We start from the raw sequence: 23,609 nt of genomic DNA on the forward strand, positions 1-23,609 counted from the left end.
AATGATGCTCGCTGGAAAGGAAACCCCAACCGAACCTGTTTTTCTGGAAGAACTTAAGGATTCAGGGGTTCAGCTATCCATTCGCCGATTGGACAAGATTCATCCGCTGGTGTCAGGGAACAAATTTTACAAGTTGAAATACAACCTTGAAGCGTGCCTTAGAGCAGGTAAAAAAACCATACTTACCTTTGGGGGGGCTTATTCTAACCATATCTTGGCCTGTGCAGAAGCAGCAAAATCGGCCGGCCTACAATCCATAGGTATCATCCGTGGTGAGGAGCATAATCCAATGAACCCCACCCTACAGGCCGCTTCATCCCTTGGAATGAAACTTACTTATATGCAGCGGGAAATCTACCGAAAGAAAAATGAAAAGGAGGTTTTAGAACAACTGCAACATCGTTTTGGGGATTTTTACCTGTTGCCCGAGGGAGGAACCAATCAATTGGCCATTCAGGGGACAGCAGAGATATTACAAGCTACTGATAAGCAATACGATCATATAGCATGTGGGGTAGGTACTGGGGGTACCATGGCTGGGATTCTTTCTTCCATATGGCCCCATCAGCAATTGTGGGGCTTTTCTGCCCTCAAAGGATCTTTTATTGTAGATGAGTTCGACGGACTCTTAAAGCGTTATCAAGTGGCCCCAAATGCCCCATACCATTTATTTATCGATTATCACTTTGGGGGCTATGCCAGGTTCAAACCAGAATTGATCAGTTTTATCCATAGATTTAAAAAGCAAACTGGAATTCCACTTGACCCCATTTATACAGGAAAAATGATGTTTGGTCTGGTTGACGCCATTCAATCAGGAAAATTTGAAAGAGGCTCACATATCCTGGCCATTCATTCTGGAGGGCTTCAGGGCATCCAAGGCTTCAACCAAATGCATGGAACAACATTATCAGATTTTTGAAATCTTGGGGATAACCACAAATCCTGTTGTAATAGGACATAGGATTAAATTTTACTTGCATAAATCAAAAAAACTGTCGGGATTTTGTGCAGGTCAATTTCGGTTTTTTTCCATGACTGTGCCGTTTTGGTCAGAATGGTTTCATCTTTGGCCGTCAGATTTTTGGCTATGCAAAGCAAGGTATCAGGATGCAGGTGCTGCTTCAGATCCTGCAAGAGTTGGTTGTTTCGAAAAGGCGTTTCCATAAAAATCTGGCTCCGGTTCTTTCGAAGGGATTCCTTTTCCAGCTCCCTGATGGCAGTTGCTCTTTCCTTTTTGTCAATGGGCAGGTAGCCATGAAAGGCAAAAGATTGCCCATTGAATCCAGAAGCCATCAAGGCCAGAAACATGGAACTTGGGCCGGATAAAGGCACTACTTGTATGCCTTTGGTATGGGCATAAGCTACCCCAAGAGACCCAGGGTCAGCTATTCCCGGACAGCCTGCTTCAGAAAGGACGCCTATATCATGGCCTTCCCAAAGGGGCTTCATGAGTTGGGCCATTTGGCCTTCTGTACTGTTTTTGTCCAAAACCTGAAAGTCAAGGTCCCCAATGGAAATCCCTAATTTTAGGCTGCTGATGTACCTTCTAGCAGTTCTGAGGTTTTCTACCAAAAAATAGCGGGTATTTAAAATCACCTCTTTTACTTGGGTAGAAATGATTTTTTCCGCAGTTCCTTCAGCCAGGACAGTGGGGATAAGATAAAGGACGCCTTTTTTCATGATCCACTTGTGTTTGTTGTAATAAATCGCTTCAAAAACGCCATGTCCCCTCTCTATCCCAAAAAAGCTTTGACCGTCTCTACCACAGCTGCGGGCTGTTCGGCATGAATCCAATGTCCCGCTCCTTTGATATAGATCAAGTGGTGATTGGGGAAAAACCTTTCAAGGTCCGTTTTGTCTCCCTCTTTGATATAATCTGAATTTTCTCCACCCATAAAAAGTGTGGGTCCCTCAAAACTTTTTCCTGCTTCAAGTGCCTCTCCTACATTTTCGATTTTGGCATCAATGACCGAAAGGTTGATTTTCCAAATGAATTTGTTCTCTTTGTCCCTCCCTAGGTTTTTTAACAAAAACTGCCTAATCCCTGCTTCTTTCACATGCTCAGCAAGTTGGTCATCTGCTTCCTTACGGGATTTCAATGCGTCTAACTGAATGGATTTCAGTCCTTCCAATATTTGCTCATGGTGAACAGGATAATACCGTGGTGCTATATCAACCACGATCAGCTTTTTGACTTTTTCAGGATATTGAATGGCAAAGTTCATGGCGGTTTTTCCTCCCATGGAATGCCCCATTAGATGGATCTCTTCCAGATTCTGCTCCTCCATCCAGTGTAGTAGGTCCTCTGCCATCAGCTGATAGTCCCAATCTTCTGTATGGGGAGAGTCCCCATGGTTTCTCTGATCCACAAGGTAGAGCGTGTAGTGCTTTTCCAATTCCCTGGCAATGCTGAACCAATTGTCAGCTGAACCAAATAGGCCATGCAAAATCACCAAGGGTTCCCCCTCTCCTATTTTTCTAAAATTCAATTTCATGATGATAAAAATGTAAAATGGTTAAAGTATTAAGTTATGGGTCAAACAAAAAAACCTATGATTTATTCTTTTCAGACAATCATATCTCCAATTGCCTTCTATACATTTGGATGGTGTTTTCAAGTCCGAAATACAAGGCGTCACAGACCAAAGCATGGCCAATGGATACCTCTTCAAGAAAGGGTATTTTCTTGACAAGAAAATTCAAGTTGTGTAGATCCAGATCATGTCCTGCATTGAGCCCCAAGCCCAAGTCATAGGCCAATTTAGCAACTATAACATATGGCTTTACAGCAGCCTCCCTGTCTTGATGGTAGTGGGTAGCATAAGGTTCGGTGTACAACTCCACCCGATCAGTTCCCGTGCTTTTTGCAGGTTCAAAAAACCTGGGTTCTGGATTGATGAAGATAGAAACCCTGCTGCCATATTCCTGTAATTCTGCCACGATGTCTTTGAGCCATTCCTGGTGTTTGATGGTGTCCCAACCATTGTTAGAGGTCAATACATCTGGAGGGTCTGGAACCAAAGTGGCTTGAATGGGCCTGACTTTTTGGATAATTTCCATGTACCTTTTGTCCGGATATCCTTCAATGTTAAACTCGGTTGTGATTTTATTGTACAGATCCATTACATCCTGGTACCGAATGTGCCTTTCATCAGGTCTTGGATGAACTGTGATGCCTTCCGCACCGAATCGCTCTGCATCCATGGCCACTTTGACCAGGTCGGGATTGTTGCCACCCCTTGCATTCCTCAGCGTGGCAAACTTGTTAATATTTACGCTCAGTTTGGTCATATCAATAATTATAGGGTATTTTTGTGACTCACATAATTGATAACACAAACATAACCATAATGAGTTTAAAGCTAAGGGTAGAAAGTGAAATTAAGCAGGCCATGCTGGCCAAAGACAAGGACAGGCTGAGGGCACTCAGGGCCATCAAATCTCTTGTTTTATTGGAAGAAACAAAAGGGACTGACAAGAACCTCTCAGAAGACGATGAAATGAAACTCCTGACCAAAGCTGCCAAGCAAAGAAAAGACTCAGCAGATATTTATCAGGCGCAAAACAGAGAAGACCTGGCAAAAATAGAACTGGATGAACTCACCATTATCCATGAATTTTTACCCAAACAGCTCAGTGAAGAGGAATTAGATGCAGCACTGAAACAAATCATACAGGAAGTCGGTGCGGAAGGGCCCAAGGACATGGGTAAAGTGATGGGTGCTGCTACCAAATCACTTGCCGGAAAGGCAGATGGCAAAGTGATTTCACAAAAAGTCAAATCATTGCTCTCTTAAGATAAATGTTGGATATCCTGATCGTAATCATATTGGCCCTTGGTGCCTACAGCGGCTACCAAAAAGGCCTTTTTATTGGGGTTTTATCCATATTGGCATTTTTCATAGGGTTGTTATTGGCTTTCAAATTTATGGATTGGGGAACTGCTTTTCTTGCTGAAAGAGTGGAAAACCTGACCTATATGCTGCCATTGGTTAGTTTTATGGTCATCTTCCTGGGTGTGGTGATTTTGCTCAGGATATTGGCATTTTTGGTTAAAAAAACCTTGGATTTAACCATTTTAGGTACTTTTGACAATTTTGCAGGAGCTATCCTTGGTTTTCTAAAATGGGCCTTTATGGTCAGTCTCTTAATTTGGATTACTGGTTCTTTCCAAATTGAAATCCCTTACCTCGACAAATCGGAATCTAAACTATATCCTGTCGTGGAACCCATTGCCCCTTTGGTCATTTCCTTTCTGGATTCTTTTTCTCCCGTTATTCAGGAATCTGTTAATTCCATCAGGGACCTTATCAACCAAACAGCAGGTGGTATTATTAATTGACAATTTCGATTCCTTCTCTCATATTTTGGCAGATTATTTCCTGCAATTAGGGGTAAGGTTAAAAATAGTCAGAAATGATACGCTCTTAGCTAACATTCAGCAAGAAAAATATTCAGGTCTTATCCTCTCTCCAGGTCCAGAAACACCAGAAAAAGCTGGCAATCTGATGGAAATTCTGGCCTACTACCATGACAAAATTCCAGTCTTAGGGGTATGTTTAGGCCATCAGGCCATAGGGGAGTTTTTTGGAGCAAAATTGATCAAAGGTGCAAATCCTGTACATGGTAAAGTGCATCAGGTCAGTAAAACCAGTGACCATCACTTGCTTCAAGGCCTTCCGAAAACTTTTGAAGTGACCCGATATCATTCCTTGATTTTAACCGCACTACCCGAGTCACTTGTGCCCCTCCTCGAAACAGCTGATGGAGTGATCATGGCCATGGTCCACCAAAAATTCCCTATATTAGGTATTCAGTATCATCCTGAGGCTTACCTGACAGAATTTGGAATGGAAATTTTAAGCAATTGGCTGGACGTTTTTGTCAAACCAGGTTCCACTTTGGCCGATAAATTGACTGATTGAGATCCTCATTGGATTTTGGAAATCGTAGATAAATAAACTTACCGCAAAGTGGATTTGTCTTGATTTTATACTACGAGGTGAAAGCTTTAGGGAAACCATAAATAAACAACATCTTTGTGTTTTGCGTTTTAATAATTGAATTCTTTTAATATCTTTAAAATATGCAGGCCTACGAATTCATCAACAACATGATCCCGCCATTAAAATTTACTGATAAAGTAAAGATGGCCTTGTCATGGATGGAAGAAATCCGAACGAATGTTCTGCCTGTAGTGGATCAGGGGAGATTCAAAGGACTGATCAATGATGACCTGATTTACAAAATCAACAACTCCCAGTTGCTCATCAAAAATGTTGAGCTGGAATCCGATACTTGCTTTGTTTATCGGGACAAACACATTTATGATGTTCTTAGGGTTGCGTCAGAGCACCATACCAATATGGTGGCAGTCATAGATCGGGAAGGCATTTATCATGGCGTAGTCACCTTGGAAGATGCCATTGCTGCCTTTGCTGACAGCCTCAGTATTCTCTCACAAGGAGGGGTCATCATTCTATCCATGTTTATGACCGACTACAGTCTTTTTGAAATCGCCCGAATCATTGAATCAGAAAATACCAAGATCCTTAGCAGTTTTATTACCAATGATCCTTTAGATGATTCAAAAATCAAACTGACTTTAAAATTGGACAAAACAGAGCTAAGACACATTAAAGCTACGTTAGAACGCTTTGGTTACAAAGTCATAGACCATTACCAAGAAGAAGTTGAAGTCAGTGGGGAACAGGATAGAATAGGGAATTTACTTCGCTTTTTAGACATTTAACCCTCCATCAATGAACCTCGCAATCCATGGAATAGGCTTTCCCAAGGAGAGTATACCTTTTATCCAAAATTTGATTCGAACCCTCCACAAACAGAAAAACAATATTTTTTTAACGGACAGATTTACAAAATCCCTCAAATCCAATCAGGTCAAATTGGAAGGTTGTCAGCCTTTGGATATGCGAGAAATGCTTGTAGACATGGATTTTATCATCTCCTTGGGTGGTGATGGTACGCTCTTGGATACAGTATCATTTGTAGGAGCTTTTGAAACACCTATTTTAGGCATCAACTTGGGAAGGTTGGGCTTTTTGGCTACGATAGCTAAAGAGGATACAGAATTTGCCTTTGATGCCTTAATGGACAATCGATTTTCCATTGAAGACCGTACCTTGATCAGCTTGGTTTCAGAAACCCCATTATTTAATGGCATTAATTACGGCATGAATGAATTTACGATTCATAAGCGAGATACCTCTTCTATGATCACCGTACATACATTTATAGATGGTGAATACCTCAACAGTTATTGGGCAGATGGACTGATTGTAGCCACGCCTACTGGGTCTACAGGTTACAGCTTGAGTTGTGGGGGGCCATTGATTTCGCCCCTTGCAAAGAATTTTGTGCTTACACCCGTAAGTCCTCACAATCTCAATGTGAGGCCTATCATTGTTTCAGATGACAGTGAAATAAGTTTCAAAATAGAGGGGCGCAGCAAAAAGTTTCTCATATCTTTGGACAGCAGATCGACGGCCATAAATAGCAATGTACGTCTCAAGGTCAAAAAAGAGGCTTTTGTGGCCAAGTTGGTCAAGTTTCATGATTACAGTTTTTTTGATACCTTGCGCCAGAAATTGAATTGGGGCTTTGACATGAGGAACTAAGATGGAGTGGAAAAGCCGATTTAGATTAACAAAAATTAACCCTGTAAATACCTTGAGCGGTTTTTTATTCGTTGGGTACTTTATAAATTGCATCGTCTTGAAAAAAGTCAAACTTCATCTGGTAGGTTTTATGTTCACGATCGCCTTATTTTCTGGAGGCACCTATCAATTGGCATTTGCCCAACAACATGAAGTAGGACTGGGACTTGGAGTGGCCACTTATACTGGAGACATTATCCGTAGAATTGACCCTACCCAAGTTGGCCTTCAAGGATCGTTATTTGGCAGACGAAATTTTGACAATGTTTGGAGCATCCGGGCAGGAATTGCTATCGCTAGGCTAAACGCCGCTGACAGCATCCGGCCTATAGATCCTGTGGCTGAATTGAGAAATGCTGGTTTTCGTGGAACCGCAGTAGAAGGGCATTTGATTGCGGAATTCCATTTCCTAAACTATTTGTCCCCTAATTTTCCTACCAATTTTTCTCCTTACGGTTTTATGGGATTTGGATACACCATATTTACAGGAAACGGACAGGCATATGAAGGTGACCCTTTTCCTGGACGCTATTCCCTAAGTACCCCTGTGATTCCATTTGGTTTGGGTATCAAATATCAGATCAAAGACAGGTTATTTGCCTCACTTGAACTGGGCATAAGAGCGACGGTTTCTGATTATCTTGATAAAATCGAATACAATGAAACCTATATAAGAAGATTTGATCCCGATACGGGAGCATTGAATCCCAATTCCATCAATTTCGGTACCCAATCAGACAAGGACTGGTACTATTTTCTAGGCATTACCGTCAGTTATTCCTTTCATCAGGTCAAGTGCTACCAAGATTAATTAATTTGGTTTTGGGGTAGATAATTGAAAAAGAAATACCATTTTTGTACCTCAAAATTGGTGAAAGGACAGAACCGAGTAATGAAGGCAAGCCTAGACAAGAACAACATCCCCAAACACATTGCGATTATTATGGACGGCAACGGCCGGTGGGCACAGAAAAAAGGTGCCATGCGGGTCTTTGGCCATAGAAATGCCATTACCGCTGTTCGGGAATCGATCGAAGGCTGCTCAGAATTAGGAGTAGATTTTCTTACCCTGTATGCCTTTTCCACCGAGAATTGGTCCAGACCCAAAGACGAAATCGAAGCCTTGATGGAGCTATTGGTACAGACCATGAGTGAGGAAACCCCAACCATGATGAAAAACAACATCAGGTTGATCACCATAGGGGATGTGGATAGCTTACCGGAAAAGTGCCATCAAAACCTGAAAGAAACCATGCGGACCACTGCTGCCAACACAGGGATGACCCTGATCGTTGCGCTCAGCTACAGTGGCAGGTGGGAAATACAACAAGCCGTAAAGGCCATTGTCAATAAAGTAGTCAATAAAGAGCTGGAAATAGATGCCATCGACCAATCAGAAATTGGCAGGCACATGAATACAGGAGGAATACCTGATCCGGAATTGTTGATCAGGACGAGTGGGGAATTGAGAATCAGTAATTTTCTGTTGTGGCAAATGGCCTACACAGAATTGTACTTCACAGAAGTACTTTGGCCGGACTTCCGGAAAGAGCACCTACATGAAGCGATTATTGCCTACCAAAACAGGGAAAGGCGATTTGGCAAAACAGGTGAACAGATTAAACCTTAGAATTGATGAAAAGAAGTTTAACAGTCATTCTTTTACTCCTAATGACAGGAATTACCGAGGCCCAGATCCGATTGGGTCAGAGCAGGTATTCCACTCAGCGGGCGGTAGATATACTGGAATTAGATTATACCAAACCCAAAAAATACAGGGTGGCTGAAATAAAGGCTGTGGGACTCAGTACTTTGGATGAAAACGCCATCATTTCTCTTTCGGGGATCAAAGTGGATGACATGATTGATGTTCCGGGTGATGCCGCATCCAATGCCCTCAAGAAACTTTGGGCCCAAGGGATCATTGGTGATGTCAAACTTTTGGTGACAAAAATCGAGGGGGATGACATCTATTTACTCTTGGACCTAACCGAAAGGCCGAGGTTTTCCAGAGTCGATTTCTCAGGGGTCAACAAAACCCAAGAAGGAGAATTGAAGGACAAAATCAAAATCCGCGGCCGAGTAGTAAGGGATGATGTACTCAATACTGCCCAAAGAAATATCCAAAAATACTTCATTGATAAAGGCTTTCTGAACACAGAAGTCAAAATCGTCCAGGAAAGAGACACCACCTTACCCAACAGTGTACGATTGAGATTTGATGTGGATACAAAATCCAAGGTACGTATCAACCAAATCAATGTCATAGGCAATGAGGAATTTAGTGATGGAAAAATAAAAGGAAAGCTGAAAAAAACCAATGAACATGCAAGGGTGCATATTTTCAGGGATATTTTTTCCAGGCTTTCCAACACCACCCCAAAAACCGCCAAGGAAGCTGTGATTTACCGAAATCCGGTATCCGATGAAGAAGTGAAAACCTATATCAACAAAAACTTCAAACTGAATTTTTTCAGTGGTTCCAAATTTGTGGATAAGGAATACAGAGAGGACAAAGAAAAAGTAGTTGCATTTTACAATACAAGGGGTTTCAGAGATGCGGAAATTATAGGGGATTCCATTTATAATTTTGACAACAACACCATCAACATAGACCTTAAAATAGAGGAAGGACAAAAGTATTATTACCGAAACATTACCTTCACCGGTAACTATATACACCCTGATGCGGTGCTTCAAAATAAATTGGGGATTTTAAAAGGTGACATTTACAATAAGGAAAGGCTGGAAAAACGACTTAATTATGATCCTCAGAAAGGGGATGATGTTAGTTCCCTATACCAGGATGATGGCTACCTCTTCTTCCAAATTGACCCTGTAGAAGTCAATGTTCAGGGCGATTCCATTGACATTGAGATGAGGGTATTTGAAGGTCCTCAGGTGACGGTGAATTCGGTGGCCATAGAAGGCAATGAAAGGACTTCAGATCACGTGGTCATGCGGGAAATCAGGATATTGCCTGGGCAGAAATTCAACAGAAGTGCCTTAGTGAGGACCATCAGGGAACTTTCCCAATTGGGTTATTTTGACCCAGAAAACATTGAACCCGACATGCGTCCAAACTTCGAGGATGCAACGGTAGACATTACCTTCAAACTGGTAGAAAGACCCAATGACCAAATAGAATTATCCGGTGGATGGGGAGGTTTCTTTGGATTTGTAGGCACGGTGGGCTTAGTCTTCAACAACTTTTCCATCAAAAACATCGGGAATTTTGACAAATGGCGTCCATTGCCCGTGGGGGATGGACAAAAATTGTCGCTAAGGGTACAGGCCAATGGTCGAAGTTTCCAGAACTACAGTATTTCCTTGACAGAACCTTGGTTTGGAGGCAGAAAGCCCAATGCACTTTCCTTAAGCTTTAACCACTCCGTCCAAAGGCAGGTTGATTTCTTCAGCCAGCAAAATTTTGGTCAAGAGATTGGTTATTTTAAGATCACAGGAGCAACAATAGGTTTGGCAAAAAGGGTTACATGGCCCGATGATTATTTTCAAGTCAGCAATTCCCTTCAATTTCAAATCTATGAGTTCAATGAATTTGGCCGTCAGTTTGGATTGAGTTATGCCACGGGTCGGGCCAACAGCCTTGCCTTCAATACCACCATTGCGAGAAACAACATCGATAATCCAATTTACCCAAGGTTTGGTTCCAATATATCTTTGGCCACTAGCTTTACACCACCTTATGCTTCCTTGAATCCGAATATCAACAATGAGTCTCCCGATGAGGAAAGGTTCAGGTGGTTGGAATACCATAAATGGATGTTTGACGGTACTTTCTATGCGCCGTTGTTCGGGTCCAGTAAATTTGTAGTGAGTGCCCGAACGCACATGGGCTTTTTGGGTTCTTATGGAGACCGTATAGGTATCATACCCCTTGAAAGGTTTGTCATGGGAGGCGACGGAATGACCTTCAATAACTTTGCCTTGGGTCAGGAAATCATAGGCCTGAGAGGATATGAAAACCAATCCATCACTCCTGGGAGAGAAACCAGAGGTACAGCTGAGGGCGATGCATATGGCGGAATTGTGTACAACAAGCACGTGATGGAATTGAGGTTTCTGGTATCCCCAAATCCCTCCGCTACCATCTTCCTATTGACCTTTGCAGAAGCTGGTAACAACTGGGGATCCTATGCAGAGTTTAACCCTTACAATCTGAAAAAATCAGCAGGTTTCGGTGCTAGAATCTTTATGCCTGCGTTTGGTTTATTGGGGATAGACTGGGGATACGGATTTGATCCAATACCCGGACAGACCCGACCAAGTGGAGCACAATTCCACTTTACCATAGGTCAACAGTTCAGATAGTGATGAAAATATCATTGAAATTATTACTTTTGCAAATGCTTTTTTTCACGGGGACTTTCATAGTGGAAAGCCGGGCCCAGAAAATAGGCTATGTGGATACCGAATTTATCCTGAACAAACATCCTGATTATAAGATCGTACAGGAAGAAATTGCATCCATTGGAGCCAATTGGAAAAAAGAGGCACAAAATTTGGAGAACGAGATAAAAGAACTCCGTAGGACCTTGAAAGCAGAAGAAGTATTGCTGACAGAGGAAATGGTAGATGAAAGAATGGCACTGATCAAAGAAAAGGAAAAAGATGCCAATAGTTTCAACAACCGTGTTTTTGGAATGAATGGACAATATTTTCAAAAACAAGCCGAGCTCATGCAGCCTTTGCAATCCAAGATCTTTGATGCGATCGAAAAGGTGAACAGAAGGTTCAACATCGCCATCATGTTTGACAAAGCGTCAGGGCTGTCCATGATCTATACGGATCCAAGGCATGATTATTCAGAATTTGTTTTGGAGGAGTTGGGAATAGAATAAAAGAAAACAATAAAAATAAACTAAAGTCAGAATTATGAAAGTTAAAATTTTCCTTTCAGCAATCGCCATCTTTTGCGTAGGATTTGTCGCCCAAGCACAGGATCTTAAAATCGGATATACCAATGTAGAGTATATCATGGATCTGATGCCTGAAATGGAACAAATAGGTGCTGATATACAAGATTACAGCAATCAGTTGGGAACTCAGCTTCAGACTAAGTCTCAGAGTTTTCAAAGACAGGTGCAATCTTATCAGCAAGCTGCCCAATCCATGACCGAGCAGGCAAGAACAGAAAAAGAACAAGAGCTTCAAAAGCTTCAGCAAGAAATCCAGAAATTTGAAACCGATGCGCAAACATCATATCAAAGAAAACTTCAGGAACTACTTGAACCTGTTCAAACCAAGGTATTCAACGCCATCAATGCAGTAGCTGCAGAAAACAATTACACCCATGTGTTTGCAGAAACAGCTGGACAAACACCCGTGTTGTTATACACCAAAGAGGATGACAAATTTACCGATATGGTCTTAGCCAAATTGGGTATTACCCCTCCCGCTGCACCGGCTAACTAAAAAAAATCATTGATTTTAAAAAGGCCTGCTTTATTGAAAAGCAGGCCTTTTTTTATTTCATGATTGTACACAATGTTGCCAGTAAAATGGTAATTCAATATAAATCTCTTGACCAAACTGAAATGTCCCTTAGATCCCTGCCCCTGCCCGACGAAAGGCGGGTGACTTCGGACTTCCGACCCTTTTGAAGAAGAATATTGGGTTAATGGCAAAGAAGCGGATAACCTTTTTTAATTTTTACTTATCCTCCCCCAAAAAAGGATACCGATAATCCACCGGAGAAACAAAAGTTTCCTTGATGGTCCTGGGTGATACCCAACGAAGCAGATTGATCATGGAACCGGCTTTGTCATTGGTCCCTGATGCTCTTGCACCTCCAAAAGGTTGCTGTCCCACCACTGCACCTGTGGGTTTGTCATTGATGTAGAAATTACCGGCGGCATTTTTCAATTTTTGTGTGGCCAATTCTATGGCATAGCGGTCCTGTGAAAAAACCGCTCCAGTAAGGGCATAGGGAGAAGTCTGATCTACCAATTCAAGGGCGGTTTCAAAGTGCTCAGCATGGTACACATAAATAGTGAGCACCGGGCCGAAAATCTCTTCACACATGGTGGTATACATGGGATCTTGGGTCACAATCACGGTGGGCTCAATAAAGTACCCCTTAGACTTATCAAAATTGCCTCCTGCTATGATTTCAACTCCCGCTGCCTCTTTGGCATTGGCAATGTATTGGCTGATTTTATCGAAAGACTTTTCATCGATGACCGCATTGATGAAATTGGTGAAATCCTCTGTTCCTCCCATTTTCATGGACGAAAGGTCTTCAAGGAGGTATTGCTTCACCTCCTCCCAAAGGTTGGAAGGAATGTAGGCCCTTGAAGCGGCGGAACACTTTTGCCCTTGGTATTCAAAAGCTCCTCTGGACAAACCTACCGCCACTGCTTTGGCATGGGCAGATTTGTGGGCAATGACAAAGTCCTTACCACCTGTTTCGCCAACTATTCTGGGATAGGATTTATATTTATGAATATTTTGACCAATCGTTTTCCAGATGGTCTGAAAAACTCCGGTAGAGCCAGTGAAATGAATCCCTCCGAAATCCGGATGATTGAAGATTACCTCTCCAGTAGCCGGGCCGTCTACATAGATCAGGTTGATGACCCCATCAGGTACACCTGCTTCCCGGAAAACCTCCATTAAAACATTTGCAGAGTAAATTTGGGTATAGGCAGGTTTCCAAACCACTGTATTGCCCATCAAAGCCGCAGAAGTAGGCAGATTTCCAGCTATAGCCGTAAAATTGAACGGGGTCAAAGCAAAGACAAATCCTTCCAAAGGACGTTGCTCCAAGCGATTCCAAACGCCGTCACCCGACACGGGAGGCTGCTGTTCATAAATCTCACACATGTATTTCACATTGAACCGTAGAAAATCAATGAATTCGCAGGCGGCGTCAATTTCAGCCTGATAGGCATTTTTGGACTGGCCGAGCATGGTGGCGGCATTCAATTTGGCCCTGTAAGGTCCAGCGATCAAATCTGCCGCTTTCAGAAAAATGGCTGCTCTTTGCTCCCACTGCATGTTTTCCCAAGCCGTTTTTGCCCCAAGTGCTGCATTGATGGCCTGTTCTACATGGGATTTGTCTCCTTCATGAAAATACCCTAGGATGTGCCGATGGTCATGCGGCGGACTTAAAGGTTTCTTGTTTCCCGTTGTTACCTTTTCACTTCCGATGTACATGGGAACTTCAATTTCCTTTGATCTGGCATCTTGAATGGCCTTCTGTAATTCAGACCTCTCCGGGGATCCGGGAGCATAACTTTTCACCGGTTCATTTTTGGGTTCCGGGACTTTGAAAAAACCTTTAAGCATGATATTTGGCGTTTATATGTTTTGTTTGCCGCAAATATAAAGATTCACCGCCACATAGCCTGTGATTTCCCATACAAATGCCCCCCTTACAACAAATCTTCCAATTCTTTCAAATGTCGGATCGTATAAGTAGGCTTCATCTGTATAGGATTTTGGTGTGGATCAAAATAGACCTGATCCATGGCTACCTGTTGAGCACCAAAGATGTCAGACACAGGGTTGTCTCCAATCATCAGGGAATCCCTATGAAAGGCCCCTGCCTGTTGCATGGCATATTGAAAAATCCTGGGATCTGGTTTTTTGTGACCTGTTGTTTCAGAAGTGACCACCAAATGAAAATAATCCGTGAGACCGGATGCCTTCATCTTCAAAGCCTGGCTTTCATCAAATCCATTGGTGATGATATGCAGGTCATAATTTGGCCTTAGATAATCCAGTATCTCTTTGGAATAGGGCAATAGGTGAGGTTTGGAAGAGGTCCGAAACATAAAATCTTCTTCAAAGGTCACGGGAACAGCATTCCCATCGGCACCGGCCTTGTGAAAAATTCGCTTGAATCTTTCAAGCCTCAACAGGCTTTTGTCCATTTCACCGCTGTCATACATTTTCCACAACTGGAAATTGATGGCATAAAAAGCCTCCAAAAAAATCTGGAAGGATCCGATACCTAAATTGACCAACTGATAATTTTCGTACAATTCGGAAAGAGACTCCCTGACATTTTTATCGTAATCCCAGAGCGTATGGTCCAAATCAAAAAAAAGGTGTCTATACTTTTTCAACGTCTTTCATTTACGGTAAGGATTGTTTTGGATCTTATTGATGGCCAATTCTCTGTTGGAATAAAGGATGTGAAAGATTTCTTGGTCTTTGATCAAATTTGGATCCTTCTGTATAAACTTCAAAACCTGTAAAATGATTTCTATCGCCTCCTCTAGGATATAATAAAAAGTCCACTGATCTATTCTCCGGCTGCCTACCAAACCCGCATTTTTTAGGTAAGCGAGGTGTCTGCTGGTCTTGGTTTGGGTGAAATCCAAAATGTGTTCCAAATCAGATATGCACAATTCTTTGTTGTTGACCAGCAAGTGGATGATCCTTACCCTTGGTTCTTCTGAAAGGGCTTTAAAGATGCGCATGCCATAATTCAAACTGATGTTTTTGAGTCGCATTTTGGAAAATTTAACCAAGAAAGTTGAAAGTAAATAAAGCAAATTCACTGAAAAAAGACTAATATAGCATCATTAAATGAAAGTTAAGATCTAAAAAACCAATTGTTCAGCAGATCGTTTCAATAAGAAAAGCAGGTTTTGAAAAAGAAGTACACATATCTTTTAAGTTTGGGTTTGCTGGCGTTTTTCCTGTTGGGGAGAGGTGAAAATGCCCAGGCGCAGGATCAGGACAAAAAAGTAATCCAGTTGTCTGGTATTGTTTTGAATGCAGACAGTACGGATGCTGTGCCCAATGTGAACATTTATGTTCCAAAAAAAGGCAGAGGCACTACCTCTAACCTATTTGGATTTTTCTCTATGCCAGTATTGGAAGGAGATACAGTTGTTTTTACCTATATAGGTTTACAGCGACAGACTTTTGTGGTCCCTAGTGGGGATGAAGACGGGAAAGTAAGTTTGATCCTGACCATGATGGAAGATGAAATCACGCTCGGTCAGGTAGAGGTCATGCCCTTCCCTACCGAAGAGGAATTTAAACGGGCCGTACTAGCGCTTAACCTTGAGGATCCCATGACATTGGATAGAGGAAATCTCAGTCCTCAGCTATTACTCCGTTATGCCGAACAGATGCCTGCTTCGGGCAATGAAAACTTCCGTTATTTTCAATCCGGACAGATGCAACAAACCCAAGACCGGTACGGGCCAAGGTCATTTCAATTGCTGAATCCATTTGCTTGGTCAGAATTTATCAAATCCATCAAAAGGGGTGATCTGAAAAGTAAGGATTGAGTGATCGGTTACAATTCCGGCAATACCCAATTTTCCAACACACTGGGTTGGGCCATCATCTTTTCTATTTCTTCACTTTTTCTTGGGGCAAATTCTGATAGATTTTCTGGCCCGTTTGCTGTGACTAAAATATCGTCTTCGATCCTGACCGCTATACCCCACCACTTTGGATCACAGTCACTTCCTTCAGGAATATAAATCCCCGGTTCTACCGTAAGGACCATACCCACTTTCAAAGCCCCATAACTGCCTCGGTCATGCACATCAAGCCCTAAATGGTGACTGGTGCCATGAGGGAAATACTTGTGACGCTGCCCCCTTTTTATGATACCCAATTCCACCAATCCTTCATTAATGATCCTTTGGGCTTCCTTTCCAATGTCTGAAAATTCTGTTCCTGGAAGGCAAAGGGAAATACCCGCTTCCTGAGCTTTAAAAACCAAATCATAAATCGCTTTTTCTTCTTGTGTGAATTTTCCGCTTACCGGTATGGTCCTGGTAACATCGGCTGTGTAGCCTCTCCACTCTGCTCCCAAGTCCATCAACACCAACCGCTCACTGAGGTTTTGTTTGTCATTTTCTATATAATGAAGGATGCACCCATTGTTTCCACCACCAACAATCGATGGATATCCCAAACCCTCAGCCCCGTATCTTTTGTATATAAATTCATGAATTCCTTGGATTTCACGCTCTGACATGCCTGGCTTCATCGCCTTCATTACTTCGACTTGACCTATAGCCGAAATTTTGACTGCCTTTTTTAACAATTCAATTTCCTCTTCCATTTTTACCTCACGCAGCACGGTCATCATTTTTGTAAGGTTTGATATATCCAATCGCTCATCAGGAATATCAGCTTTCAATGCCAATCTTTTCTCTGGGGAATCTGCATCCAAAAAAGCATTCAAGAGTTTATCTTCTTCAATTTCTGTATAATACGGCCTGTATCGTCCGATTATTTGGGCTACATTGGCGGCGTTTGCTATGTCTGTGGTTCTGATAAGTTCATACATCTGATCTTTGACTTCTGAGTAAACCTCTGGAAATCCCGTAGCAGCTTTAAAATGGGTTACCATGTCCAACATTTCCTTGTTGGTTTTGCTTTCTTCAATGTCTTGGGTCAGGTTAAAGGTTAAAATTTTATCAAATTCAGCAAAATCTACTAGCCCATCCTCACCAAACCGGCTGTTAAGGAATACTTCTTCAAAATCCAGTTGCTCCTTCACCCCTTCTACACCCAATCTTTTTCCATTCCACATTTCGGCTAATTCGTCTCTGTTCTGTACAAAAATCAATTCTTCCACCATTTTATTATTGATGGACCTTTTTTCACTGAAGACCAGCAAAACTGCATTGGGTTCTCTAAACCCTGTTAGGTAAAAAAAGTCTGTGTTAGGATGGAAAATGAAGTCCACATCGTTGGAACGGTTTTTTACAGGAGATGTAAAAATCACTGCCATACTGTTTGGTGGCATCATTTCCCTCAGTGCCTTTCTTCTTTTCTTGTGAAATTCACCCCCAAGACCATCCTCAAAATGGGACTGGGCTATATTGGAATGTATGAGGAAAACAGAAAGCAGTATTACTATACTTAGGAGGCTCTTCTTGCTCATGATAAAATAGGATATGATCATTATTTAAATCACAATTAACCTAATTTTTGCGGTTATCTCAACTTGTTTTTTACAAGGTAGGGAAATATGGGGATGAGTTTTAAACGCTCTTGGTTAATGATATGGAATGGACAGTCAATTTTTAGTTTAATTTCCTATACCAACAAATCCAAACTTTGGAACCACTAAAGTGCCTTATTTGCCATTCAAAGGAAAGCTTGGATTCTTCATTTTCACTTCACATGCAGGTAACAATCATTTTATATCTTTGTGCCAAATCTAAAATAAGTCCTTCATGCGAGTTGTTTACATCGTCACCCTATTATTCTTCAGTTCTTTATGTTTCTCAATAACCTTTGCCCAAACTGCCTCTCCAGATAAACCTAAATTGGTAATAGGCATAGTAGTTGATCAAATGCGCCAAGAATACCTGTATAAATACCAGGACCGCTACGTCGAGGACGGATTTAAAAGATTGATGGGGGAAGGGTATTTGATGAAAAATGGACATTACAATTATATTCCTACTTATACTGGTCCTGGTCATGCTTCTATTTACTCAGGAGCAACCCCTTCCACCCATGGTATCATAGGCAACAACTGGTATGTCAGGAAGTTAGGAAAATCAATTTATTGTGCCGGGGACAGCACAGTTACCCATTTGGGTGGAACGGATAAAAACGGTAAAATTTCTCCCAGAAATCTCTTAACGACTACCATTACGGATGAACTGCGATTTGCCAGTAACAAAAGATCCAAAGTGGTGGGGATAGCCATCAAGGACAGGGGTGCCGCTTTGCCCGCAGGACATCTAGGTGATGCCTATTGGTTTGACAAGTATACAGGCGACTTCATGACCTCTACATATTATCATGAGATATTGCCAGAATGGGTGAAAGCCTTCAATCAAAGAAAACTGGCGGAAAAATACCTGGAAAAAAGTTGGGAACCTTTGTTCCCGATCGATACCTATAAGCAAAGTATAGCTGACGACAATTCTTTTGAAGGACTATTCATCGGGCGGGAAACCACTAGTTTTCCTTATGACCTTCCCAGTCTAAAAAAGGACAATGATGGGTTGGGCTTAATTTCAACTACCCCTTTTGGAAACACACTTACTTTTGATATGGCCTATGCAGCACTAGAAGGTGAACAGCTTGGGAAAAGAGGAGAAACTGATTTTTTGGCCATCAGTTTTTCCTCCCCTGATTACATTGGACACAAATTTGGACCTTCTTCGGCAGAAGTGGAAGACAATTACCTCAGGCTGGATCGGGAAATGGCGGAATTCCTAAAGTACTTGGACAGGGAAATAGGTAAAGGTGAGTATCTAATTTTTTTAACCGCAGACCATGGGGTAGCTGATATTATCACCTACATGGAAAGTGAAAAGGTACCTACCGGAAACTTGGATACAAGATTTGTGTTAACCCAAATACGGGGTTTTACGCAACAACAATTCGGAGAAGGCAATTGGATACAAAATTTCTCCAATGAACAAATTTTCCTGAATCGAGAGCTCATTCAGGAAAAAGGATTAAGCCTGGAAGAGGTTCAAAATAAAATCGCTGCCTTTGTTTTGCGATTTGACGGCATAAAAGAAGCCCACACCGGAACAGCAATGCAGCGCCAAGAATACAATTTTGGCAGAAGAAATCTTCTCCAAATGGGTTATAACCACAAGGCCTCAGGAGATGTGCTTTTGATCTACGAACCTGCCTGGCTGAGTAATTCCTACAGGGGCACTACCCATGGAACCGGCTATACCTATGATACCCATGTTCCTATTATATTTTATGGCTGGAATATCCCTCATGGCGAAAGCGTACGCTATGCCACCATCACGGATATTGCACCCACTTTGGCCATGTTGCTCAAAACCAGACTACCTAATGGAGCCACAGGACAACCTATTTTTGAAATTTTTGAAAAATAATTGAACCCTTTATAAAATCATAAATAAAATTACAGTGCCCTGCATACCTTAAGGATGCAGGGTTTTTCTTTGTTATTCAAAATTTATGAATCGAATTTTTATTGATAAAATCCAAATTTTTTAGCAAAATACACTATAATTAGACTGAACAATTCTTTTTATTTTAAACATTTGTGTCTAAATTTAACCTATTCACAATACCAAATGAGACATTCACACTCGGAGATATGGACCCACTTGGTCTTAGGTACCAAGAACCATCAGCCACTCCTCAAAGACAGTTGGGTGCCCGTAATCAGGGTTGCTTTAGAGGATTTTATATCACAGATCCCGGACAATCAGGGCACGTTTTGCATTCTTCCTGATCACATCCACTTTTTGGTCAAATTGCCCGAAGAATTATCCATAAAAGGACTTACCTATCAAATTCAAAAACTCATAGAGGATCGCATCAAGAACTATTTCGATGAAGCAAAAGATTTCCAATGGGAAGACCAATACCATGCCCATTCTGTCAGCTTGAATAGACTTTCTCTGGAAAAAAACATCATTGAAAGGCAAAAAATCAAGCACTTGGAAATGAGCCTTGAAGAAGAGCTGAAGTTTTTGGGGTTGTAATTTTAAGTAGCACATTCAGTTAATCACCTGCCACAATATTCCAAGAATACCTGCAACTTTGACTGTTCCAAGAAATTCCGTTTTATTGATTTTCGCTTATTAAGCTTGGGAAATAAACCCTATCTTATAGCAAAATAAATTTTGATATGAAACTGGAAACCTTAGCCATTCACGGAGGCAATATCATTACCGATAACCTGAAGCCTGTTATCCAACCCATTACCCTATCCACTACATTTAGCCATCAGGAAAACTCTCCCGTTTATTCCAGAGCTAGCAATCCCAACAGAGATGCCTTGGAAAAATTATTGGCTCGGTTGGAAAATGGGGATGAAGCCGCTGCCTTTTCTTCTGGTAATGCTGCTGGTATGGCTGTTTTTCAGGCGCTCCCAAAAGGCAGCCATATCATAGCCCCTGATGACATGTACCACGGATTAAGGTATCAGCTTCAGGAAATCTTTAAAGATCAATTCAGTGTCAGCTTTGTGGACCTCACCCAACCTGAGAACCTGGAGTCACTTGTTCTTCCCAACACCAAGTTACTTTGGATAGAGACACCTTCCAATCCCCTGTTGAAAATAAGTGACATCAAGGTTTTGAGTGCCATTGCAAAAAAACATGGTATCCGTGTGGCTTGTGACAATACTTTTGCCACTCCTGTATTCCAAAATCCACTTGAACTGGGTGCTGACTTGGTCATGCACAGCAGTACTAAATACCTGGGCGGTCACAGTGATATACTGGGAGGAGCCTTGATAACTAAAACAAATGATGATTTTTGGAAACGGATCAGACTAATTCAAACTACGGGAGGTGCTGTCCCGGCACCTTTTGATTGCTATTATCTTGTCAGAAGCATCAAAACCCTTCCTTATAGAATGGCAGGGCATCAAAACAATGCCTTAGAACTTGCCCATTATTTAAACAGCTCGGAAAAAGTGGAAAAAGTATATTATCCCGGTCTAAAGAACCATACTGGACATGCCATCGCCACAAAACAAATGAGTGGCTTTGGTGGGATGCTCTCATTTTTGATTCAAGGAGGGGCAGAAGAAGCGGATACAATGATCAAAAAGCTTCATTACTTTTCCAATGCCACAAGTTTGGGAGGTGTGGAAAGCCTGATAGAACGAAGGGCAGCCTCAGAAGGACCGGATAGTACGACCCCAGCCAATCTCATCCGGGTTTCTGTTGGATTAGAAAATGTTGAGGATTTGAAGCAGGATTTAGAACAAGCCCTTAAGTAAAAAAGAAACCGCCTGGGTGATGGCGGTATCTTTATCCATAGATTCCGAAAGAGTTGTGAAAATACCAACAAAACGTCACAACAATTCTTAAATTGGTGAAAGCAACCTTTTCACATATTAAATGTAGGTAGGAATTAGTTAATTGACAAGAATTTGTGTACAAAAAGACTAAAAATTGAAATAAAAATTTATTTTTCCCCTGATTGTAAGATCTTTCACTATCCGGCCCACCCTTCTCTGTCCAAACTTCGGTATTGAATTGCTTCTGCCAAATGTTCTACCTTGATGTCTTCACACTGGGAAAGATCAGAGATGGTTCTGGCCACCTTGAGGATCCGGTCATAGGCTCTGGCGGATAGACCCAGTTTTTCCATGGCTGTTTTCAAAAGAACCTTTCCGGCTTCATTGATCTGACAGACTTCTTTGACCAAATGAGAAGGCATCATGGCATTGCAGTAAATGTCCGGGTTTCCAGCAAATCTTTCCACCTGCTTTTGTCTTCCTAAAATCACCCTATCCCTGATGCTTTTGCTGTTTTCAGACTTTCGATTGGAGGTCATTTCATCAAATTTCACAGGCGTCACTTCCACATGAAGGTCTATTCTGTCCAAAAGTGGACCGCTCACTTTGTTCAAATACCGCTGAACAATACCCGGACCGCAAACACACTCTTTTTCAGGATGGTTGTAATAGCCACATGGGCAAGGGTTCATACTGGCAATCAACATAAAATTAGCCGGATAGTCTACTGAGACTTTTGCCCGGGATATGGTGACTTTTCTTTCTTCCAAAGGCTGCCGCATGACTTCCAGTACTGTCCTTTTGAATTCAGGTAGTTCATCCAGAAAAAGCACCCCATTGTGGGAAAGAGAGATCTCGCCTGGTTGTGGATTGCCTCCACCCCCTACCAATGCCACATCACTGATGGTGTGGTGTGGAGAACGAAATGGCCGCCGTGCAATCAAAGAGGCATTCCCTCCAAGTTTACCTGCCACCGAGTGGATTTTGGTGGTTTCCAAAGCTTCCTGCAGTGATAGAGGAGGCAAAATTGATGGCAAGCGTTTGGCAAGCATGGTTTTTCCTGCTCCAGGAGGCCCGATCATGATGACATTGTGACCACCGGCAGCAGCGATTTCCATGGCTCTTTTGATATTTTCCTGTCCTTGAACATCCGAAAAATCAAATTCATAGCTTTCAATGGAATGGTAAAAAATATCCCTGGTATCCGTCACCGTAGGAGCGATATCCAGTTCCCCTTCCATAAAACCGATGGCCTCTTCCAGGTGATCAACACCAATGATATCCAGGTTATTGACAATGGAGGCTTCTGCGGCATTTTCTTTTGGTAGGACAAATCCCTTAAAGCCCCTTTTTCTCGCTTCAATAGCAATCGGCAAGGCGCCTTTAATCGGCCTCAACCTGCCATCCAGGGAAAGTTCTCCCATGATGATGTATTGTTCGAGCTCAGGGAAAGCCACCTGCTCAGACCCTTTGAGAATTCCCATGGCGATCGGGAGGTCGTAGGAGGAGCCCTCTTTCCGGATATCAGCTGGAGCAAGGTTGACTACTACTTTTTGCCTGGGCATCCTATAGCCATAATACTTCAAAGCTGATTCCACCCTTTGCTGACTTTCCTTGACAGCGGAGTCGGGTAATCCCACCATGTAAAAACTGGTGCCTTGTCCTACATTCACCTCGATGGTGATCAGCTTGGCATCAACGCCGGATACGGCACTTCCAAAAGTTTTTGCTACCATGATCCAAAATTTATGATAAAAAAAAGAAATCCCCGATAGAGATTTCTCAATATAATAAATAAAGTTTTAGGAATAAAAACCTACTTGATATTTTGGCGAGGTCTGATCCCAGAACCATCCTTGTCTTCCTCTGAAGGGGGTAAGGTCTGACTTTCAGAACTTCTTTTATCAATTACCTGAGGCTGGTTTTTGGGGTCCAGATCATATAATTTGGCTTTAAGCTGAATATTTTCTGCTTCGATTTTCTGGATTTTGGTTTCTAATTTACTTTTTTGAAAATATTCGAAGCCCAAAGAGGCCAAAAATATAATAAGCCCAACAATGAGGAATGACACCACTGTCTTTGTGGTCAGTTCTTCAGTACCAAAGATCCCTTTGACATTGTCAAATGCAAGGAAAAACACCAGACTGATCCCGAAAAAGAGTGCCAATAAAAGGTGGAAAATGCTATTCGCTTTTTTCATGGGAGATATCGTTTAAGTT

General features: G+C 42.0%; 24 protein-coding genes. 15 read left to right on the forward strand and 9 right to left on the reverse strand.

All coding sequences use genetic code 11. The features are described from left to right. The first annotated feature begins 1 nt into the window (after window position 1). Window positions 2-922, forward strand: a complete 921-nt coding sequence (locus H1A14_RS12620; RefSeq protein ID WP_194776628.1) for a 1-aminocyclopropane-1-carboxylate deaminase/D-cysteine desulfhydrase — start codon at window positions 2-4, stop codon at window positions 920-922. 44 nt (window positions 923-966) lie between these two features. Here H1A14_RS12620 and H1A14_RS12625 read toward each other — a convergent pair whose 3' ends face one another. The 3 genes from H1A14_RS12625 to H1A14_RS12635 all read right to left on the reverse strand — a co-directional run bounded on the left by H1A14_RS12625 (window position 967) and on the right by H1A14_RS12635 (window position 3,294). Next, window positions 967-1,683 (reverse strand): SAM-dependent methyltransferase, encoded by a 717-nt coding sequence (locus H1A14_RS12625; RefSeq protein ID WP_194776629.1) that lies wholly within the window; start codon window positions 1,681-1,683, stop codon window positions 967-969. 53 nt (window positions 1,684-1,736) lie between these two features. Beyond that, entirely contained in the window at window positions 1,737-2,498 is a 762-nt protein-coding gene (locus tag H1A14_RS12630; RefSeq protein WP_194776630.1) for an alpha/beta fold hydrolase, read from the reverse strand. 79 nt (window positions 2,499-2,577) lie between these two features. After that, window positions 2,578-3,294 (reverse strand): pyridoxine 5'-phosphate synthase, encoded by a 717-nt coding sequence (locus H1A14_RS12635; RefSeq protein WP_194776631.1) that lies wholly within the window; start codon window positions 3,292-3,294, stop codon window positions 2,578-2,580. 59 nt (window positions 3,295-3,353) lie between these two features. Between H1A14_RS12635 and H1A14_RS12640 the strand changes: the two genes are divergently transcribed. The 10 genes from H1A14_RS12640 (at window position 3,354) to H1A14_RS12685 (ending at window position 12,116) form a co-directional block, all read left to right on the forward strand. Next, window positions 3,354-3,800 carry a GatB/YqeY domain-containing protein gene (locus tag H1A14_RS12640; protein WP_194776632.1) on the forward strand — a complete coding sequence of 149 codons (447 nt, stop codon included), beginning with the start codon at window positions 3,354-3,356 and terminating at the stop codon, window positions 3,798-3,800. Between the two features lie 5 nt (window positions 3,801-3,805). After that, window positions 3,806-4,345, forward strand: a complete 540-nt coding sequence (locus H1A14_RS12645; RefSeq protein ID WP_194776633.1) for a CvpA family protein — start codon at window positions 3,806-3,808, stop codon at window positions 4,343-4,345. Beyond that, entirely contained in the window at window positions 4,329-4,928 is a 600-nt protein-coding gene (locus H1A14_RS12650) for an anthranilate synthase component II (RefSeq protein ID WP_194776634.1), read from the forward strand. Before H1A14_RS12645 ends, H1A14_RS12650 begins: the two co-directional genes overlap by 17 nt. Before the next feature lie 161 nt (window positions 4,929-5,089). Beyond that, window positions 5,090-5,755, forward strand: a complete 666-nt coding sequence (locus H1A14_RS12655; RefSeq protein ID WP_194776635.1) for a CBS domain-containing protein — start codon at window positions 5,090-5,092, stop codon at window positions 5,753-5,755. Window positions 5,756-5,765: 10 nt separating this feature from the next. Further along, complete coding sequence (locus tag H1A14_RS12660) at window positions 5,766-6,641, forward strand: NAD kinase (protein ID WP_194776636.1); 876 nt, start codon at window positions 5,766-5,768, stop codon at window positions 6,639-6,641. A gap of 97 nt (window positions 6,642-6,738) precedes the next feature. Next, window positions 6,739-7,491 (forward strand): type IX secretion system protein PorG, encoded by a 753-nt coding sequence (porG, locus tag H1A14_RS12665; RefSeq protein WP_228527763.1) that lies wholly within the window; start codon window positions 6,739-6,741, stop codon window positions 7,489-7,491. Window positions 7,492-7,551: 60 nt separating this feature from the next. Beyond that, window positions 7,552-8,310: an isoprenyl transferase gene (locus H1A14_RS12670; RefSeq protein ID WP_317174890.1), complete on the forward strand. Its 759-nt coding sequence runs from the start codon at window positions 7,552-7,554 to the stop codon at window positions 8,308-8,310. Between the two features lie 5 nt (window positions 8,311-8,315). Next, entirely contained in the window at window positions 8,316-11,012 is a 2,697-nt protein-coding gene (locus H1A14_RS12675) for a BamA/OMP85 family outer membrane protein (RefSeq protein ID WP_194776638.1), read from the forward strand. A gap of 35 nt (window positions 11,013-11,047) precedes the next feature. Beyond that, complete coding sequence (locus tag H1A14_RS12680) at window positions 11,048-11,542, forward strand: OmpH family outer membrane protein (protein WP_228527764.1); 495 nt, start codon at window positions 11,048-11,050, stop codon at window positions 11,540-11,542. A gap of 34 nt (window positions 11,543-11,576) precedes the next feature. After that, window positions 11,577-12,116: an OmpH family outer membrane protein gene (locus tag H1A14_RS12685; protein ID WP_194776640.1), complete on the forward strand. Its 540-nt coding sequence runs from the start codon at window positions 11,577-11,579 to the stop codon at window positions 12,114-12,116. Window positions 12,117-12,353: 237 nt separating this feature from the next. Here the strand turns inward: H1A14_RS12685 and pruA are convergent, their stop codons facing one another. The 3 genes from pruA to H1A14_RS12700 all read right to left on the reverse strand — a co-directional run bounded on the left by pruA (window position 12,354) and on the right by H1A14_RS12700 (window position 15,163). Beyond that, window positions 12,354-13,991: an L-glutamate gamma-semialdehyde dehydrogenase gene (gene pruA, locus H1A14_RS12690; RefSeq protein WP_194776641.1), complete on the reverse strand. Its 1,638-nt coding sequence runs from the start codon at window positions 13,989-13,991 to the stop codon at window positions 12,354-12,356. Window positions 13,992-14,077: 86 nt separating this feature from the next. Further along, window positions 14,078-14,773 (reverse strand): YjjG family noncanonical pyrimidine nucleotidase, encoded by a 696-nt coding sequence (locus H1A14_RS12695; protein WP_194776642.1) that lies wholly within the window; start codon window positions 14,771-14,773, stop codon window positions 14,078-14,080. A 6-nt stretch (window positions 14,774-14,779) separates the two neighbouring features. Then, the gene (locus H1A14_RS12700) at window positions 14,780-15,163 is read right to left on the reverse strand and encodes an ArsR/SmtB family transcription factor (protein ID WP_194776643.1); all 384 of its coding nucleotides are present in this window, start codon (window positions 15,161-15,163) and stop codon (window positions 14,780-14,782) included. Between the two features lie 138 nt (window positions 15,164-15,301). On the opposite strand from H1A14_RS12700, the gene H1A14_RS12705 reads away from it, so the two are divergent. Then, window positions 15,302-15,952, forward strand: coding sequence for a carboxypeptidase-like regulatory domain-containing protein (locus H1A14_RS12705; protein WP_194776644.1), 651 nt, complete (start codon window positions 15,302-15,304; stop codon window positions 15,950-15,952). 8 nt (window positions 15,953-15,960) lie between these two features. Here H1A14_RS12705 and H1A14_RS12710 read toward each other — a convergent pair whose 3' ends face one another. After that, on the reverse strand, window positions 15,961-17,568 hold the full coding sequence (locus tag H1A14_RS12710) for an aminopeptidase P N-terminal domain-containing protein (RefSeq protein WP_194776645.1): 1,608 nt from the start codon (window positions 17,566-17,568) through the stop codon (window positions 15,961-15,963). Between the two features lie 295 nt (window positions 17,569-17,863). On the opposite strand from H1A14_RS12710, the gene pafA reads away from it, so the two are divergent. The 3 genes from pafA to H1A14_RS12725 all read left to right on the forward strand — a co-directional run bounded on the left by pafA (window position 17,864) and on the right by H1A14_RS12725 (window position 21,369). Beyond that, window positions 17,864-19,504: an alkaline phosphatase PafA gene (pafA, locus tag H1A14_RS12715; protein ID WP_194776646.1), complete on the forward strand. Its 1,641-nt coding sequence runs from the start codon at window positions 17,864-17,866 to the stop codon at window positions 19,502-19,504. A 204-nt stretch (window positions 19,505-19,708) separates the two neighbouring features. Continuing rightward, entirely contained in the window at window positions 19,709-20,122 is a 414-nt protein-coding gene (locus H1A14_RS12720; protein ID WP_194776647.1) for a transposase, read from the forward strand. A gap of 146 nt (window positions 20,123-20,268) precedes the next feature. Continuing rightward, window positions 20,269-21,369: a trans-sulfuration enzyme family protein gene (locus H1A14_RS12725; protein ID WP_194776648.1), complete on the forward strand. Its 1,101-nt coding sequence runs from the start codon at window positions 20,269-20,271 to the stop codon at window positions 21,367-21,369. Between the two features lie 218 nt (window positions 21,370-21,587). Here the strand turns inward: H1A14_RS12725 and H1A14_RS12730 are convergent, their stop codons facing one another. Together H1A14_RS12730 and H1A14_RS12735 are read right to left on the reverse strand one after the other, a co-directional pair. Continuing rightward, a complete protein-coding gene (locus tag H1A14_RS12730) occupies window positions 21,588-23,126 on the reverse strand; it encodes a YifB family Mg chelatase-like AAA ATPase (RefSeq protein WP_194776649.1) in 1,539 nt (512 codons plus the stop codon). Between the two features lie 80 nt (window positions 23,127-23,206). Further along, the gene (locus H1A14_RS12735) at window positions 23,207-23,590 is read right to left on the reverse strand and encodes a hypothetical protein (protein ID WP_194776650.1); all 384 of its coding nucleotides are present in this window, start codon (window positions 23,588-23,590) and stop codon (window positions 23,207-23,209) included. Window positions 23,591-23,609 lie beyond the last annotated feature (19 nt).

Origin of the sequence: Pararhodonellum marinum (genome assembly GCF_015354735.1) — a bacterium.
GTDB classification, from domain to species: Bacteria; Bacteroidota; Bacteroidia; order Cytophagales; family Cyclobacteriaceae; genus Pararhodonellum; species Pararhodonellum marinum.